14 protein-coding genes and 1 riboswitch are annotated in these 14,811 nt (G+C 66.5%); of the genes, 10 read left to right on the top strand and 4 right to left on the bottom strand.

Annotated features, from left to right (window positions below; genetic code table 11):
• Positions 1-160: 160 nt before the first annotated feature.
• The 4 genes from G3446_RS09115 to leuS all read right to left on the bottom strand — a co-directional run bounded on the left by G3446_RS09115 (position 161) and on the right by leuS (position 5,869).
• Entirely contained in the window at positions 161-1,435 is a 1,275-nt protein-coding gene (locus G3446_RS09115; RefSeq protein ID WP_164452519.1) for a glutamate-5-semialdehyde dehydrogenase, read from the bottom strand.
• 182 nt (positions 1,436-1,617) lie between these two features.
• Positions 1,618-2,649, bottom strand: a complete 1,032-nt coding sequence (holA, locus tag G3446_RS09110; protein WP_164452518.1) for a DNA polymerase III subunit delta — start codon at positions 2,647-2,649, stop codon at positions 1,618-1,620.
• 69 nt (positions 2,650-2,718) lie between these two features.
• The gene (locus tag G3446_RS09105; protein WP_164452517.1) at positions 2,719-3,195 is read right to left on the bottom strand and encodes an LPS-assembly lipoprotein LptE; all 477 of its coding nucleotides are present in this window, start codon (positions 3,193-3,195) and stop codon (positions 2,719-2,721) included.
• 109 nt (positions 3,196-3,304) lie between these two features.
• Positions 3,305-5,869 carry a leucine--tRNA ligase gene (leuS, locus tag G3446_RS09100; protein WP_164452516.1) on the bottom strand — a complete coding sequence of 855 codons (2,565 nt, stop codon included), beginning with the start codon at positions 5,867-5,869 and terminating at the stop codon, positions 3,305-3,307.
• A gap of 201 nt (positions 5,870-6,070) precedes the next feature.
• Between leuS and G3446_RS09095 the strand changes: the two genes are divergently transcribed.
• From G3446_RS09095 to moaD, 10 genes are all read left to right on the top strand, one after another.
• Positions 6,071-6,610 carry a zinc ribbon-containing protein gene (locus tag G3446_RS09095; protein WP_164452515.1) on the top strand — a complete coding sequence of 180 codons (540 nt, stop codon included), beginning with the start codon at positions 6,071-6,073 and terminating at the stop codon, positions 6,608-6,610.
• A gap of 78 nt (positions 6,611-6,688) precedes the next feature.
• Positions 6,689-6,778: riboswitch (glycine riboswitch) on the top strand.
• 216 nt (positions 6,779-6,994) lie between these two features.
• Complete coding sequence (gene gcvT, locus G3446_RS09090; protein WP_164452514.1) at positions 6,995-8,086, top strand: glycine cleavage system aminomethyltransferase GcvT; 1,092 nt, start codon at positions 6,995-6,997, stop codon at positions 8,084-8,086.
• A gap of 130 nt (positions 8,087-8,216) precedes the next feature.
• Positions 8,217-8,612, top strand: a complete 396-nt coding sequence (gene gcvH, locus G3446_RS09085) for a glycine cleavage system protein GcvH (RefSeq protein ID WP_164452513.1) — start codon at positions 8,217-8,219, stop codon at positions 8,610-8,612.
• 68 nt (positions 8,613-8,680) lie between these two features.
• Positions 8,681-10,051 carry an aminomethyl-transferring glycine dehydrogenase subunit GcvPA gene (gcvPA, locus tag G3446_RS09080; RefSeq protein ID WP_164452512.1) on the top strand — a complete coding sequence of 457 codons (1,371 nt, stop codon included), beginning with the start codon at positions 8,681-8,683 and terminating at the stop codon, positions 10,049-10,051.
• A gap of 194 nt (positions 10,052-10,245) precedes the next feature.
• On the top strand, positions 10,246-10,743 hold the full coding sequence (gene tpx / locus G3446_RS09075) for a thiol peroxidase (RefSeq protein ID WP_164452511.1): 498 nt from the start codon (positions 10,246-10,248) through the stop codon (positions 10,741-10,743).
• Between the two features lie 73 nt (positions 10,744-10,816).
• The gene (gene gcvPB / locus G3446_RS09070; protein WP_164452510.1) at positions 10,817-12,286 is read left to right on the top strand and encodes an aminomethyl-transferring glycine dehydrogenase subunit GcvPB; all 1,470 of its coding nucleotides are present in this window, start codon (positions 10,817-10,819) and stop codon (positions 12,284-12,286) included.
• On the top strand, positions 12,279-12,650 hold the full coding sequence (locus G3446_RS09065) for a diacylglycerol kinase (protein ID WP_164452509.1): 372 nt from the start codon (positions 12,279-12,281) through the stop codon (positions 12,648-12,650). Before gcvPB ends, G3446_RS09065 begins: the two co-directional genes overlap by 8 nt.
• Before the next feature lie 92 nt (positions 12,651-12,742).
• A complete protein-coding gene (gene moaB, locus G3446_RS09060; RefSeq protein ID WP_164452508.1) occupies positions 12,743-13,273 on the top strand; it encodes a molybdenum cofactor biosynthesis protein B in 531 nt (176 codons plus the stop codon).
• An 11-nt stretch (positions 13,274-13,284) separates the two neighbouring features.
• The gene (locus tag G3446_RS09055; RefSeq protein ID WP_164452507.1) at positions 13,285-14,538 is read left to right on the top strand and encodes a molybdopterin molybdotransferase MoeA; all 1,254 of its coding nucleotides are present in this window, start codon (positions 13,285-13,287) and stop codon (positions 14,536-14,538) included.
• 14 nt (positions 14,539-14,552) lie between these two features.
• Positions 14,553-14,807: a molybdopterin converting factor subunit 1 gene (moaD, locus tag G3446_RS09050; RefSeq protein ID WP_164452506.1), complete on the top strand. Its 255-nt coding sequence runs from the start codon at positions 14,553-14,555 to the stop codon at positions 14,805-14,807.
• The last annotated feature ends 4 nt before the right edge of the window (positions 14,808-14,811 follow it).

The raw sequence follows: 14,811 nt of genomic DNA, 5'->3' as shown, positions 1-14,811 counted from the left end.
AAAACTCCGTCTGCGATTGAGTTTTGGGTACACACCCACGAAAATTCAGTCCGACCTCGGATCGAATCCACCCAGTCGTTCATACTTAACAGCCGAACTGACGCTTGTCGAGGACGAGATCCCGGTGAGTGTGCAAGGCAATTAGAGCCGGCGCGCCAGCTCAGGTTCGAATCTCGCCATCCCCCAGCACGATGAACTTGACAGAGGTCAAGCCCTCCAGCCCAACCGGTCCGCGCGCATGGAATTTATCGGTGCTGATGCCGATCTCCGCGCCCAGCCCATACTCGAATCCGTCGGCGAAACGTGTGGAGGCGTTGACCATGACCGAGCTGGAATCCACCTCTCGCAGAAAACGCCGGGCACGGGTGTAGCTCTCGGTCACGATGGACTCGGTGTGGCCCGAGCTGTGAGCGGCGATGTGATCCATGGCCTCGTCCAGCCCCGCGACGACACGAATCGAGAGAATCGGCGCCAGATACTCGGTATCCCAGTCCTCCTCGGTCGCCGGCAGAGCCGCGGCTAGGATGTCGCAGGTACGCGGGCAGCCGCGCAGCTCGACGCCCATCTCCGAATAGGCCGCCCCGAGCTTGGGCAAGATCGTCTCGGCGACCGCTGCGTCGACCAGCAGCGTTTCCATGGTATTGCAAGTCCCATAGCGCTGCGTCTTGGCATTGAGCGCCACCTGAAAGGCCTTTTCTGGGTCCGCGTCGGCATCGATGTAGACATGACAGATCCCATCCAGGTGCTTGATCACCGGCACGCGCGCATCGCGGCTGATCCGCTCGATCAGCCCCTTGCCGCCGCGCGGGATGATGACGTCGATCGATTCCGGCATGGCGATCATGGCGCCGACCGCGGCCCGGTCCGTGGTCGCAACCACCTGAACGGCCTCGGCCGGCAGCCCCGCCTCGACCAGTCCGCGCTGGATGCAGGAGGCGATCGCCTGGTTCGAGGCGTAGGCCTCAGAGCCTCCGCGGAGCATGGTCGCATTGCCCGATTTCAGGCAGAGCGCGGCGGCGTCGGCCGTCACGTTGGGACGCGACTCGTAGATGATGCCGACCACGCCCAAGGGCACGCGCATGCGGCCGACCTGGATCCCCGATGGTCGGGCATTGAGGTCGAAGATGGCGCCCACTGGATCGGGCAGCGCGGCAATCTGAAGCACCCCTTCGATCATGGCGTCGATACGCCCAGGCGTCAGCTCCAGCCGATCGAGGAGCGCCGCGTCCAGCCCCTTGGCCGCGCCCGCCTGCAGGTCTCGGGCGTTGGCCTCGGCGAGCTGCGACCGCCCGGCGTCCAAGAGCTCGGCGATCTTCAGCAGGGCGGCATTCTTCTCCGCCGTGCTTGCGCGCGTTAGCTGACGCGAGGCAGCACGGGCCTGGCGCCCAAGGTCCGCCATATAGGCGGCGACATCAGTGATCTCGTCGTCACGCATCTGAATAACCTATCCGTTTGGAAAAGTGCTCAAGCCCCGGAGACAAGGCCCACGCGATGGAGACCCGCCCCGGAGAACGCAGTCGAGGGTATCTCTCCGGCACAAGCCGATGGATGAAGATCCCAGCCGAAGCGGCCGCTCAACCGAGCACGGCACCGGACTGACCAGGGCCCGCGCGGCCCTCAGCCGGCGACGGCATCCGGCGGTCCCACGCCCGTGCAGAGGCAATCGGCGATCACGGCCAGCCGGTGCCATTGGTCTTCGCCCGACAGCCCCTTGATCATGAGGTCGACCGCCGCGCACTGCTGAAGCAGAGTGCTCAGGACGCTCGATGGCAGCCGGCGCAATGCCTTTTCGATGCCTGGCTGGCGCATTTTGGGCACCCGATGCGTGGCGAAGACCTGGCTCAAAGAGCCCCTGCGCGCCATGGTGCCTGCGGCGTCGGCAAGCATGCGAATCTCGCGGGCGAGCACCCAAAGCACCAAGGCATCTGCCGTGCCTTCGGCCCGCAGCACGGTCAGAACGCGCTGAGCGCGGATGCGGTCGCCGGAGACGGCCGCGTCGGTCAGGGCGAAGAGATCGAAACGCGCGCTGTCGGCAAGATTGCCCAGAAGATCGTCGAGCCGCAGCGCGCCGGGCTCATGCAGCAGCCGAAGCTTCTCGACCTCCTGCACGCCGGCCAGCAGATTGCCCTCCGCGCGCTCGGCGAGCATGGCCGCGACACCCTGCGCGGGGGTAAAACCGGCCGCCTTCAGCCGCTGCTCCAGCCAGTCCTCCAGCTCCTGCACCTTGAGCGGCCAGACCTGGATGAGCGCCCCGACCTCCTCGACCCGCTTGGACCACTTGGTCTTGAGATCCTTGCGATCGAGCCCTGGCGCGAGGATCAGCAGCAGATTGTCCGGGCAGGGACGCTCGCAATACTCGCAGATGGCCTCGCTGCCCTCCTTGCCGATCTTGCCATTGCCGATGCGCAGCTCGATCAGCTTGCGCTCGGAGAACAGCGACATCGACTCGGCCGCCGCCGTCAGCTGCCCCCAATCGAAGCCCGCCTCGGCGTCGAGGAGCTCGCGCTCGTCGAAGCCCTCGCGCTTGGCCTTCTCCCGAACCAGACGAGCGGCCTCGCCGAGCTGATAAGGCTCGTCTCCGCAGACCAGATAGAGCGGCGCAAGCCCGGACTTGAGGTGGCCTGCCAGCCGATTGAAACGCACTTGCATCTGAGGCAGCCTCAGCCAGCCCCTGTCATCGAAGAGGACCTCGTCTCGCCCGACATCACGCGCACCAGGCTAGACCAAGACCGCCCGCAGGCGCATGAGAATGCGGTCTGCGGCATCCGTGGCGAAGTCCTCGTAGATCAGCTCCTCCTCGAGCTGCTTACCCAGAACCTCGACGTCCGGATTGTCGAAATTGCGCTGGAGATCGAGCGTCTGGGGCGGCACGCGCTGCTGCCCGCTCGCATCCAGGGCATCGAAGCGAACGACATAGTGCAGCTCGTAGGCAAGGGTCTTGCCGTTGGCATCCACCGCCGCGACGCGCGAGGAGCGCTGCTCGGAGAGGATGCGCAAGACCAGCTTGGCCTCGCCGCGATCCTCGGTCAGCCGCACCTTGCTGCCGACGAGCAGATCCTCGATCGCCGAGCGCACGGTCGAGCCACCGACACTCTGCACGAAGATCGGATTGTACTCGGGCGGGACCTCCACGCTTCCGCGCAGCTGAAAACCGCAGCCGGCCGCGAATAGGATCGCAGCGACGACAAAGCCCATCGGCCAAGCCCTGCGGCGGGCGGCATGGCGGGGACAGCTCGATCCCAGTTGCGCGGCCTTGGACAGATCGCAGCTCACCCGCATCCCCCTGGCGATTGCCTCGTTTCGCTCAAGCCGGCGAAACCACGATGTTCAGCAGCTTCTTCGGCACCAGGATCACCTTCCGGATGGTGCCGTCGCCGACGAATTTGCGGATCTGATCATTGGCGAGCGCCGCAGCCTGCACGGCGTCCTTATCGGCATCGACCGCCACCTTGACGCTGCCACGCACCTTGCCGTTGACCTGCACCACGTACTCGATGCTGTCCTGCTGGAGCGCGGAGGCGTCGACCTGCGGCCAGGCGGACCTCAGGATGTCTTCGCCCAGCCCCAGCTCGACCCACAGATGGTGCGTCACGTGCGGCGCGATGGGCGCGAGCAGGCGCAGCACGATGCTGACGCCCTCGCGCAGCAGTTGCGCGCGCGCGGGGGTGTCGTCGAGCTTGTAGAGCACGTTCACCATGCTCATGCAGGCGGACACCACGGTATTGAACTGCTGACGCTCATAGTCGAACAACGCCTTCTTGAGCGCGCCATGGATCTCGCGGCGGGCCTCTTGAGCGGAATCGTCGAGATCTGCTGGCGCGCCTGCGGACCGAATCAGCTCGGCCTCGCCAACGGCCAGCGCCCAGAGCCGCTTGATGAAGCGGAAGGCGCCCTCGACGCCCTCGTCGTTCCATTCCAGCGACTGATCCGGCGGCGAGGTAAACATGGTGTAGAGGCGCACCGTATCGGCGCCATAGCGCTCGGTCAGCGCCTGGGGATCCACACCATTGTTCTTCGACTTGGACATTTTCTCGATGCCGCCGAAGTGCACCGGCTGGCCGTCGCTCGCGAGCTTGGCGCCGACGACCTTACCTTTGTCGTCGCGCTCGACCTCGACATCCGCCGGGTTGAACCACTGCTTGCGGCCATCCGCGCCCTCGCGATACCAGGTCTCGGCAACCACCATGCCCTGTGTCAGCAGCCTGGCGAAGGGCTCGTCGCAGTCGACCAGCCCCTCGTCGCGCATCAGCTTGTGGAAGAAGCGCGCGTAAAGCAGGTGCAGCACGGCGTGCTCGATGCCGCCGACATACTGATCGACCGGCAGCCAATACTTGGCCCGCTCGTCGAGCATGGCCGTGTCGCAGTCGGCCGAGCAGTAGCGGGCGTAGTACCAGCTCGACTCGAAAAAGGTGTCGAAGGTGTCGGTCTCGCGCGTCTCGCCACTCGGCAGCTTGGAGAACTCGGGCATGCGTTTCAGCGGCGAGCCCGAGCCGTCCACGACGACGTCGTCCGGCAGGCGCACCGGCAGATCGGTCTCGGCGCGGACGCCGCCGTCTGCGGTCTGCACCACGGGCAGCGGACAGCCCCAGTAGCGTTGACGGGAGACACCCCAGTCGCGCAGCCGGAAGTTGACGGTCCTAGAGCCCTTGCCGCGCTCAGACAGCCAGTTGGCGATGGCGTCGAGCGCCTGGTCGAAGTCCATGCCGTCGAAAGGACCCGAGTCGAAGCAGATGCCCTTTTCCGTGTAGGCACCCTCCTCGATCCCGCATGGGCTGCCATCGGCCGAGCGGACCACCGCCTTCTTGGGGATACCGTAGCGCTCGGCGAACTCCCAGTCGCGCTGATCGTGGGCCGGCACCGCCATGACCGCCCCGGTGCCATAGCCCATGAGCACGAAATTGGCGGCGAAGATGGGCACGGGCTCGCCCGTGATGGGGTGGATGGCGTTGATGCCGAGCCGATGCCCCTTCTTCTCCATGGTCTCGATCTCGGCCTCCGAGGTCCCGCCCTGGCGGCACTCCTCGATGAAGGCCGCCAGCTCGGGATCGTCCTTCGCGGCACCATGGGCGAGCGGGTGCTCGGCGGCGACGGCGACATAGGTCACGCCCATGACGGTGTCGGGGCGGGTGGTGTAGATCCCCAGGACCTCGTCCGAGCCCTCGATGCCGAAGTCCATGTGGACACCCTCGGAGCGCCCGATCCAGTTGCGCTGCATGGTGCGCACGCGCTCCGGCCAGCCTTCCAGTCCGTCGAGCGCGTCCAGCAGCTCTTGGGCATAGTCGGTGATGCGCACGAACCACTGCTCGATCTCGCGCTTCTCGACCGGCGCGCCCGAGCGCCAGCCGCGTCCGTCGATGACCTGCTCGTTGGCGAGCACCGTCTGGTCGACGGGATCCCAGTTGACCGTGGCGCGCGAGCGGTAGGCCAGGCCCTTCTCGATCAGGCGCGTGAAGAGCCACTGCTCCCAGCGGTAGTAGTCCGGATCGCAGGTCGCCAGCTCGCGGTCCCAGTCGTAGCCGAAGCCCAAGTGCTTGAGCTGACCCTTCATGTACTGGATGTTGGACGTGGTCCATTGCGACGGCGGAATGCCGTGCTGGATGGCCGCGTTCTCCGCCGGTAGGCCGAAGGCGTCCCAGCCCATGGGCTGCAGGACATTCTTGCCGAGCATCCGCTGATAGCGCGCGATCACGTCCCCGATGGTGTAATTGCGCACATGCCCCATGTGCAGCCGCCCGGATGGGTAGGGGAACATGGACAGGCAGTAGAACTTCTCTCGCGAGGGATCCTCGACGGCCTTGAAGGATTGGTTGTCTTCCCAATAGCGCTGGGCCGCCGCCTCGACGGCGCGCGGGTCGTAGTCGGTCTGCATGGAGATACGTGTGTGCTCGAAAGGGGTTGAAAGCTATCCTTTCTAGAATAGCGCAGAGCGCCGAGCGTCCGCGACTGCTAGCCAGAGCTCCCGGGGTGGTGGCACTATCCGGCGAGGCGCCGGCCAACGCGTCAGCTAGGCCTAATCCGCGCTGCTGCAGCCTGGCTCAATCAGTTGAAGGGATGGGTCCCGAGGTGACAAATGAGCGATGAGAGCAAAAAAGACACGACCGACAAGCTCGTGCACGCCTACGAGCAGATGCTCAAGCAGACGCATGAGACCATCGAGACGGCACAAAAGGAATCCGTGCCCAAGTTCCGCGAGATGCTGGAGAAGGCCCGGGACAACATGGTGGAGCTGGGCGAGCTGTCGCGCGAGGAGGCCGACAAGGTCTCGGATTTCATCAAGCGCGACATCGAGGACGCCGCCAGCTACATCGCCGAGACCGGCCAGGAGCTGCGCGACTGGTGGCGGTTCGACCTTCAGCTGGTCGAGCAGCGCATGATGGACGCCTTCACCCGCGTCGCCGACCAGACCAGCCTTCAACTGGCCCAGTGGGCCGAGACGGCCCGCCAGATGAGCCTCTATCAGGCCGGTGAGGTGACGGGCCCCGGAAGCCTCGTCTGCGACCGCTGCGGCGCCGAGACGCACTTCGTCAAGGCCGGCCGCATCCCGCCTTGCGCGGATTGCGGAGGGACCAGCTTCCGACGCCGCCGCGACGAGGACGCCAAAACGAGCTAACGGCGCGGACCCCGAGCGCCGCGGGGCGAGATCCGGCTGGCAATCGCCCCGCGCGCCCCTTATAGTTCAGGATTCGCGTCACGTCCCACGGGAGAGACCGGCCATCGGCCGGCGCCGAAGGCGCAACACCGCCCGGAATCGCTCAGGCAAACGGACCGTGGGAATATCGACCGACTCTGGAGAGCGGTGGCCTCGCACCACGTGGCGGCTACCCACCGACGGGGCAGTAGCGTCCAGCCAAGCGGCTTCGCTACAAACTCTCAGGTCTAGGACAGAGGGGCGACAGCATGAAGCCATCGGCTTCGGCTGTTGTCGCGCTGCCTGGGCCAACCGCCCGGTGCAGCTCGCTCAGGTCCACCAAGACCGGATCCAACGGAGAGTCGGATGGGATTGCGAACCCCCTTGTTTTCTGAGCACGAGCGTCTCGGCGCCCGCATCGTCGCCTTCGGCGGCTGGGACATGCCGCTTCACTACGGCTCGCAGCTCGAAGAGCATCACGCCGTTCGGCGCGCGGCCGGTATGTTCGACGTCTCCCACATGCAGCCGGTCGACATCCATGGCGCGGGGGCCGAGGCCTACCTGCGTCATCTGCTCGCCAACGACGTCGCCAAGCTGAAAGCGCCCGGCAAGGCGCTCTACACCTGCATGCTCAACGCGGCCGGTGGCGTGGTGGACGACCTCATCGTTTACGCCCGCGCCCCGGGCCGCTATCGCGCCGTCGTCAATGCCGCGACCGCGGACAAGGACCTCGACTGGATGCAGCGCCACGCCGCCGACTTCGAGGTCCAGATCGACCGCCGCTCGGATCTGGCGATGATCGCCGTGCAGGGTCCGCAGGCGCGTGACAAGGCCCTGCCCCTCCTGCCCGCCGATATCCACGACCAAGCCGGACAGCTCAAGCCCTTCTTCGCCGCCGAGAGCACCGCCTGGTTTGTCGGCCGCACCGGCTATACCGGCGAGGACGGCTTCGAGATCATGCTGCCCGCCGAGGACGCGCCCGGCGTCTGGAGCGCGCTGCACGAGGCCGGGGTGCAGCCCTGCGGCCTTGGCGCGCGCGACACCTTGCGCCTCGAGGCCGGCATGAACCTCTACGGCCAGGACATGGACGAAGAGACGGGCCCGCTCGAATCCGGTCTCGGCTGGACCGTCGCCTGGGAGCCGGCCGATCGCGATTTCATCGGGCGCGACGCCCTGAGGCGCCTGCGCGACTCGGGAGCCCTACGCAGCTTCGTCGGCCTGGTCCTAACCGGCCGTGGCGTCATCCGCAGCCACCAGAAGGTGCTCTTCGAGGGGCAAGCAGCCGGCGAGATCACCTCCGGCGGGTTCTCCCCCACCCTCGAGCGGTCGATCGCCCTGGCGCGCGTCCAGGCGGGCATCGCGGACCACTGCGAGGTGGAGATCCGCGGCAAGGCCGTGCCGGCACGCATCGTACAGCCGCCCTTCGTGCGGCACGGCAAGGCGCGTATCGCACTCTGAGCGCAGGCTGCCAAGCCGCCCGGAGATCGGTACCCTTAGAGCCCAGCGGCGCGGACCGAGTGCGACTGAGCCCGGCCGAGTCGTATCAAGACAGCCAAAGATCCACGCGGATCGAGATGGAGGAATCATCATGAGCGAAGTACCCGCTGATCTGAGATACACCAAAACGCACGAGTGGGTGAAGGACAACGGCGACGGCACCCTGACCGTCGGCGTCACCGACCATGCCCAGGAAGCCCTCGGCGACATCGTCTTCGTCGAGACCCCAGAGGCCGGCCGCACGCTCGAGGCCGACGAGGCCTGCGCCGTTGTCGAGTCCGTCAAGGCGGCCTCGGACATCTATGCCCCGCTGGCAGGCGAGGTCGTCGAGGCGAACGCGGTCCTGGCGGACACGCCAGAGACCATCAACACCAGCCCCTACGAGGACGGCTGGATCTTCCGCATCTCCCCGGCCGACCCAGCCGCCTTCGGCGCGCTGCTGGACGCCGCCACCTACGAGCAGGCCGTCGAGGACGAGGAAGACTGACCTCGCGCCGCAGACCGGTCTGAGCACAACGCGAGGGTCCGCGCCCCGCGGACCCTGGATATCGATCTATGCCTTTCGTACCCCACACCCAAGACGACATCGCCGCGATGCTCGCCGCGATCGGCGCGTCATCCATCGACACGCTCTTCGACGAGATCCCCGAGGCGCTGCGCATCGGCGAGCTGGACGCCATTCCGACCGGCATGTCGGAGATGGAGATCACCCGCTTGATGCAGGGGCGCGCCCGTGCCGACGGGCAGCCGACCTGCTTCATCGGCGCCGGCGCCTATGATCACCACGTCCCCGCCGCCGTCTGGCAGATCGCGACGCGGGGCGAGTTCTACAGCGCCTATACCCCCTATCAGGCGGAGGCCAGCCAGGGCACCCTGCAGGTGCTCTACGAGTTCCAGTCCATGATGACGGCGCTGACCGGACTCGACGCCTCGAACGCCTCGCTTTACGACGGGGCATCCGGGCTGGCCGAGGCGATCCTCATGGCCGTGCGGGCGAACCGCAAGACCAAGTCGACCAAGGTCCTCCTGCCACGCAGCTTGCATCCTTCCTACCGCCGCACGGTCCGGAGCATCGTCGAGCCACAGGGGATCGAGCTGATCGACGTACCCTTCGATCCCGAGACCGGACAGACCCAGCCCACGCAGCTCGAGGCCGCAGCGGGCGACGCGGAGCTCGCCGCGGTCGTCATCGGCCAGCCGAATTTCTTTGGCGTCTTGGAAGACGTCGATGCGCTGACCGATTGGGCCCATGAGCGCAAGGCGCTCGCCCTGGCCGTGGTCAACCCGATCGCGCTCGCGCTCCTATCGCCGCCGGGCGACTGGGGCAAGGCGGGCGCGGACATCGCCTGCGGCGAAGCCCAGCCACTGGGAATGCCCCTCTCCTCGGGCGGGCCCTATGCCGGATTCCTCTGCTGCAAGATGGACTTCGTGCGCCAGCTTCCCGGGCGCATCGCCGGCCGCACCGTGGATCTCGACGGCAAGCCCGGGCTCACGCTCACCCTGCAGGCGCGGGAGCAGCACATTCGGCGCGGCAAGGCGACATCCAACATTTGCACCAACCAGGGATTGCTGGTGACCGCCGCCACCATCCATATGGCGCTGCTGGGCTCGGAGGGACTGGAGCGCGTCGCGGCCGCCTGCCATGCAAACACGCGCGCACTCAGCGACATGCTGTGCGAGATTCCAGGCGTCGAGCCGGTCTTTTCGAGCCCGATCTTCCACGAGCAGGTCCTGCGACTGCCAGCGCCAGCGGCCGAGCTGCTGCGTGCACTCGCGACGCAGGACATCCTCGGCGGCTTCGACCTGGCCGCGGACTATCCCGAGCTCGGATCCGCCATCCTGGTCTGCGCGACGGAAATGCGCTGCGAAGACGAGATGCGGGGCTACCGGGATGCGCTCGCCCGCATCGTCAGGAGCGAGGCTTGAGCCCCCAGCACGGAGCTCCCCAAGGCTTGGAGCCGGTGCGCGAAGACGGCGATTGCCCTGCACCATGACCCGAGCCAGAATCTAGCCGCTCTGCCCTCGAAGGACGCGCCCGACTGCGCGCCGGCGGCGCCTATCGGACGCGCGGCAGAACGCGGCAGATGCAGTCCCCTTGACTAAACGACCGGAGACCACCCATGGCCACAACCGCACTCCAAGGCAATCCCGTCGCCCTCAGCGGCGACCTACCCGCCGTCGGCAGCACTGCCCCCGACTTCAAGCTCGTCGACAAGGATCTGGGTGACAAGACGCTGGCCGATTTCGCCGGCAAGAAGAAGCTGCTCAACATCGTTCCCAGCCTGGACACGCCGGTCTGCGCGACCTCCACCAAGAAGTTCAATGAGGCCATGGCCGGCAAGAGCGACGCGGTCGCCCTGGTCATTTCGGCCGACCTCCCCTTCGCCATGGGGCGCTTCTGCGGCGCCGAGGGCATCGACAATGTCGTCAGTCTGTCGATGATGCGCTCGCGCAACTTCGCCAAAGACTATGGGGTGCTGATCGAGGACGGCCCGCTCGCCGGCATCACGGCGCGCGCAGTCGTCGTTCTGGATGCCGACAACAAGGTGATCTACACCCAGCTGGTCCCAGAGATCACCGAAGAGCCCAACTATGAGGCCGCCCTCGCCGCCCTCTGAGCCCCTACCGCCCACGCCCGTCCGAGGCCGCTGCCAGGACGGGCCGCCCATTCCGACCCCGCGTAGCTCCGCCATGCTGATTCACGATCAATCCCGAACCGGTCGCCGGGCGACTGCCCAAGCCCCGCTCAGCCAGCCCGAGGTGAGCGACATCCCCGAGGCCCTGCGCCGCCGCACACGCCCGGCGCTGCCGGAAGTCTCCGAAATGCAGGCGGTCCGCCACTACACGCGGCTGTCGCAGAAGAACTTCTCCATCGACACCCATTTCTATCCCTTGGGCTCCTGCACCATGAAGTACAACCCAAGGGCCTGTAACAGCCTGGCGATGCTGCCCGGCTTCCTGGCACGCCATCCCATGGCCCCTGACACCCACAGCCAGGGGCTCATGGCCTGTCTCTTCGACCTGCAAGAGATCCTCAAGCAGGTCACAGGCATGCACGCGGTCTCTCTAGCCCCAGCCGCGGGCGCCCAGGGCGAGCTCGCCGGCGTGGCCATGATCCGTGCCTATCACCAGGCGCGCGGGGACGACGCACGCACCGAGATCCTGGTGCCCGACGCGGCTCACGGCACCAATCCGGCGTCCGCGGTGATGTGCGGCTTCAAGGTGCGCGAGATCCCGACCGGGCCGGACGGCGATGTCGACATCCAAGCCCTGCAAGCCGCAGTCGGCCCCCAGACCGCCGGCATCATGCTGACCAACCCGAGCACCGTCGGCGTCTTCGACCGCAATATCGAGGCGATCGCGCGCAGCGTCCACCAGGCCGGCGGCCTGCTCTACTACGACGGCGCCAACCTCAACGCCATCCTCGGCAAGGTGCGCCCTGGCGACATGGGCTTCGACGTCATCCACATGAACCTGCACAAGACCTTCTCCACCCCGCATGGCGGCGGCGGTCCTGGCGCGGGTCCGGTTGGGGTGTCCAAGCGTCTCGAGCCCTATTTGCCCGTGCCCTTGGTGGCACGCAATGGCGAGGACTACCACTGGCTAGCGGAGCCGGAGCGCCCGGAGAGCATCGGCCGGCTCACCGCCTTCGGCGGCAACATGGGCATCCTGCTGCGCGCCTATGTCTACGCCCGCATGCTCGGGCGCGAGGGCATGGGCCGCGTCTCCGAGTTCGCCACCCTCAACGCCAACTACCTGATGACGAGACTGCGCGAGGCCGGGTTCGAGGCAGCCTACCCAGAGCGGCGCGCGAGCCACGAGTTCATCATCACCCTCAAGCGCGAGGCCAAGGAGCTCGGCGTCAACGCCATGGACTTCGCGAAACGCCTCCTGGACTATGGCTACCACGCTCCCACGACCTACTTCCCGCTCCTGGTCCCCGAGTGTCTGCTGATCGAGCCCACCGAGTCCGAGACCAAGGAAGCGCTCGACGGCTTCGTCGAGGCCATGATCGCCATCAGGCGAGAGGCTCAGGAAGACCCCGAGAAGGTCCAGTCCGCACCGCACACCATGCCGGTGCGACGGCTCGACGACGTCCGCGCGGCCCGACATCTCGACCTCGCCTGGCGGCCAGGCACGGAAGAGGGTCCGCATGGCTAATCACAACGTCAAGGGATGGCGCCGCGTCGTTCACGCCTTCGGTTATTCCATGCGCGGCCTGAAGGCTTGCTTCGAGCTCGAAGAGGCCTTCCGACAGGAGGTCTTCCTGCTGGTACCTTTGATTCCGCTTGCCCTCTGGCTGGGTGAGACACCGGTCGAGCGGGCGATTCTCATTGGCAGTCTCCTGATCGTGCCGATCGTGGAGCTGCTCAACTCGGCGATCGAGGCCAATGTCGACCGCGTCGGCCTCGAGCGGCACGAGCTTTCGGGCAGGGCGAAGGACATCGCCTCCGCCGCCGTCCTGTCCAGCATCGTCTTTTGTCTGGTGATCTGGGCCCTGATATTGCTGCCCAAAGCCTTCTGAGCCTCAGAGGCGTCCCAAGGCTCAATCACGCCGAGCGGTGCGCTTCAGCGCCGAAGGCCACGCGGTTTCCGAGCAATGCCAGAGTTTTTACAATGAGCGATCACTTCAAAAAGCAGGCCTTTCTTCCGCTTCGAATCGCCGTCTCGACCGTCTCGGACAGCCGGACCGAAGACCAGGACACCTCCGGCAAGTATTTGAAGGAGAGCGCGGAAACAGCCGGACATCAGGTCGTGGCGAAGGAGATCGTCCGCGACGATGTCTACCAGCTGCGCGCCCTGTTCTCGCGCTGGATCGCGGACCCTGACATCAACGTCGTCCTGAGCACGGGGGGAACCGGCGTCACGGGTCGCGACAGCACGCCAGAGGCCGTGACCCCCTTGCTGGACAAGCGGATTGAAGGTTTCGGAGAGCTGTTTCGTCAGGTCTCCTTCGATGAGATCGGCGCCTCGACCCTGCAATCCCGCGCCTTCGCCGGCCTAGCCAACGGGACCTTCATCTTCTGCCTGCCCGGCTCGACCGGCGCGTGCCGAACCGCTTGGGAGCGGATCCTGCTGCCACAGCTCGACAGTCGCACCCGACCCTGTAATTTCGCCCAGCTCATCCCGCGCCTGCTCGAGCGCTGAGACCAGACCGCATGAAAGACGCCCACGACTGCGCCCCACCGCCACAGCATCGCAAATCCTTCTCGAAGGACGAGGCCATCGCCTTTCTCAGGTCGCGTGTCGAGCCGCTCAGGGACACGCAGCAGGTGGCGACCGAGCAGGCCCTGGGGCGCGTGCTGGCGGAGCCCGTCACCAGCCGCATCCAGGTGCCCGGCTGGGACAACAGCGCCATGGACGGTTATGCCGTCCGGCACGCGGATCTGGCTGCCTGCAAGGGGAGACTAAGGGTTGCCCAGCGTATCCCGGCCGGCTCGACGGGCCAACCACTCGAGCCGAAAACCGCCGCGCGTATCTTCACCGGCGCGCCTGTTCCGCAAGGCGCCGATACCGTCGTCATTCAAGAGATTTGCGAGCCCAGCGCGGGCGAGGTTGCCATTCCCTTGGACTGCAAGCCTGGCGCAAACATCCGACGCGCTGGCGAGGACATCCAGACCGGTGCCACGGTCATCGCCTCGGGCGTCAAGCTCAGGCCTCAGCACCTCGGGCTGGCCGCGTCCGTCGGTGTCGACGCGCTGAGGGTCTACCAACGCCTGAAGGTCGCCATCTTCTCCAGCGGCGACGAGCTGGTGATGCCAGGCCAGCCGCTCGCGGACGGCCAGATCTACAACTCCAACCGCTTCAGCCTAATGGGCCTGCTCCGGGGCTGGGGCTGCGAAGTGATCGACCTGGGCATCGTCGAGGACAGCCTGGAGGCCACGGTCGAAGCATTGAGTCGCGGCGCGGCGCAGGCTGACCTCATCATCGCGAGCGGCGGGGTCTCCGTCGGCGAGGAAGACCACATCAAGCCGGCGGTCGAGCGATTGGGGACACTGGATCTCTGTCAGGTCGCGATTCGACCAGGCAAGCCCGTCGCCTTCGGCTGGGTGGAGGGCACCCCCTTCTTCGGCAGTCCGGGCAATCCCGTGTCTCTCTTCGTCACCCTCTGCCTCTTCGCCCGCCCCTTGGTGAGGCGCATGCAAGGCATCGAGCAGGACCGGGAGCCGCACAGCCTGCGCCTGCCCGCCGGCTTCGACTGGCCGCGCCCGGACAAGCGCATGGAATTTCATCGCGCGCGGCTCGAGCCCGGCGACGCCGGCACGCTCGCCGTCGCGGTCTACCCGAGCCGCTCCTCCGCCGCGCTCTCATCCGTGGCTTGGGCCGACGGCTTCGCCCAGCTCCATCCCGGCGAGGTCATCGCGCGCGGCGACCCGATCGATTTCATCCCCTTCGCAGAACTGTTCCACTAACCCAAGAAGGCACCATGATCCGAATCCTCTACTTCGCCAGGCTTCGCGAGGCACTCGGCACCGACGCCGAGGATTTCATCCTCCCAGTCGGCATGCAGACGGTCGGAGACCTGCTCGCAGAGCTGAGGTGCAGAGGGGACCTCTGGTCCACGACCTTGGACGAGACCGCAACCGTGATGGCGGCCGTCAACCAATCGATAGCCCGCCTGGATACCCCGCTCAGCGATGGCGACGAGGTCGCCTTCTTCCCGCCGGTGACAGGCGGTTGAGGCC

Source organism: Thiorhodococcus minor (assembly GCF_010820565.1).
Taxonomy (GTDB): domain Bacteria; phylum Pseudomonadota; class Gammaproteobacteria; order Chromatiales; family Chromatiaceae; genus Thiorhodococcus; species Thiorhodococcus minor.
Note: the sequence above shows the minus strand (reverse complement) of the source record. Positions and strands in the feature narration are given on the sequence as shown.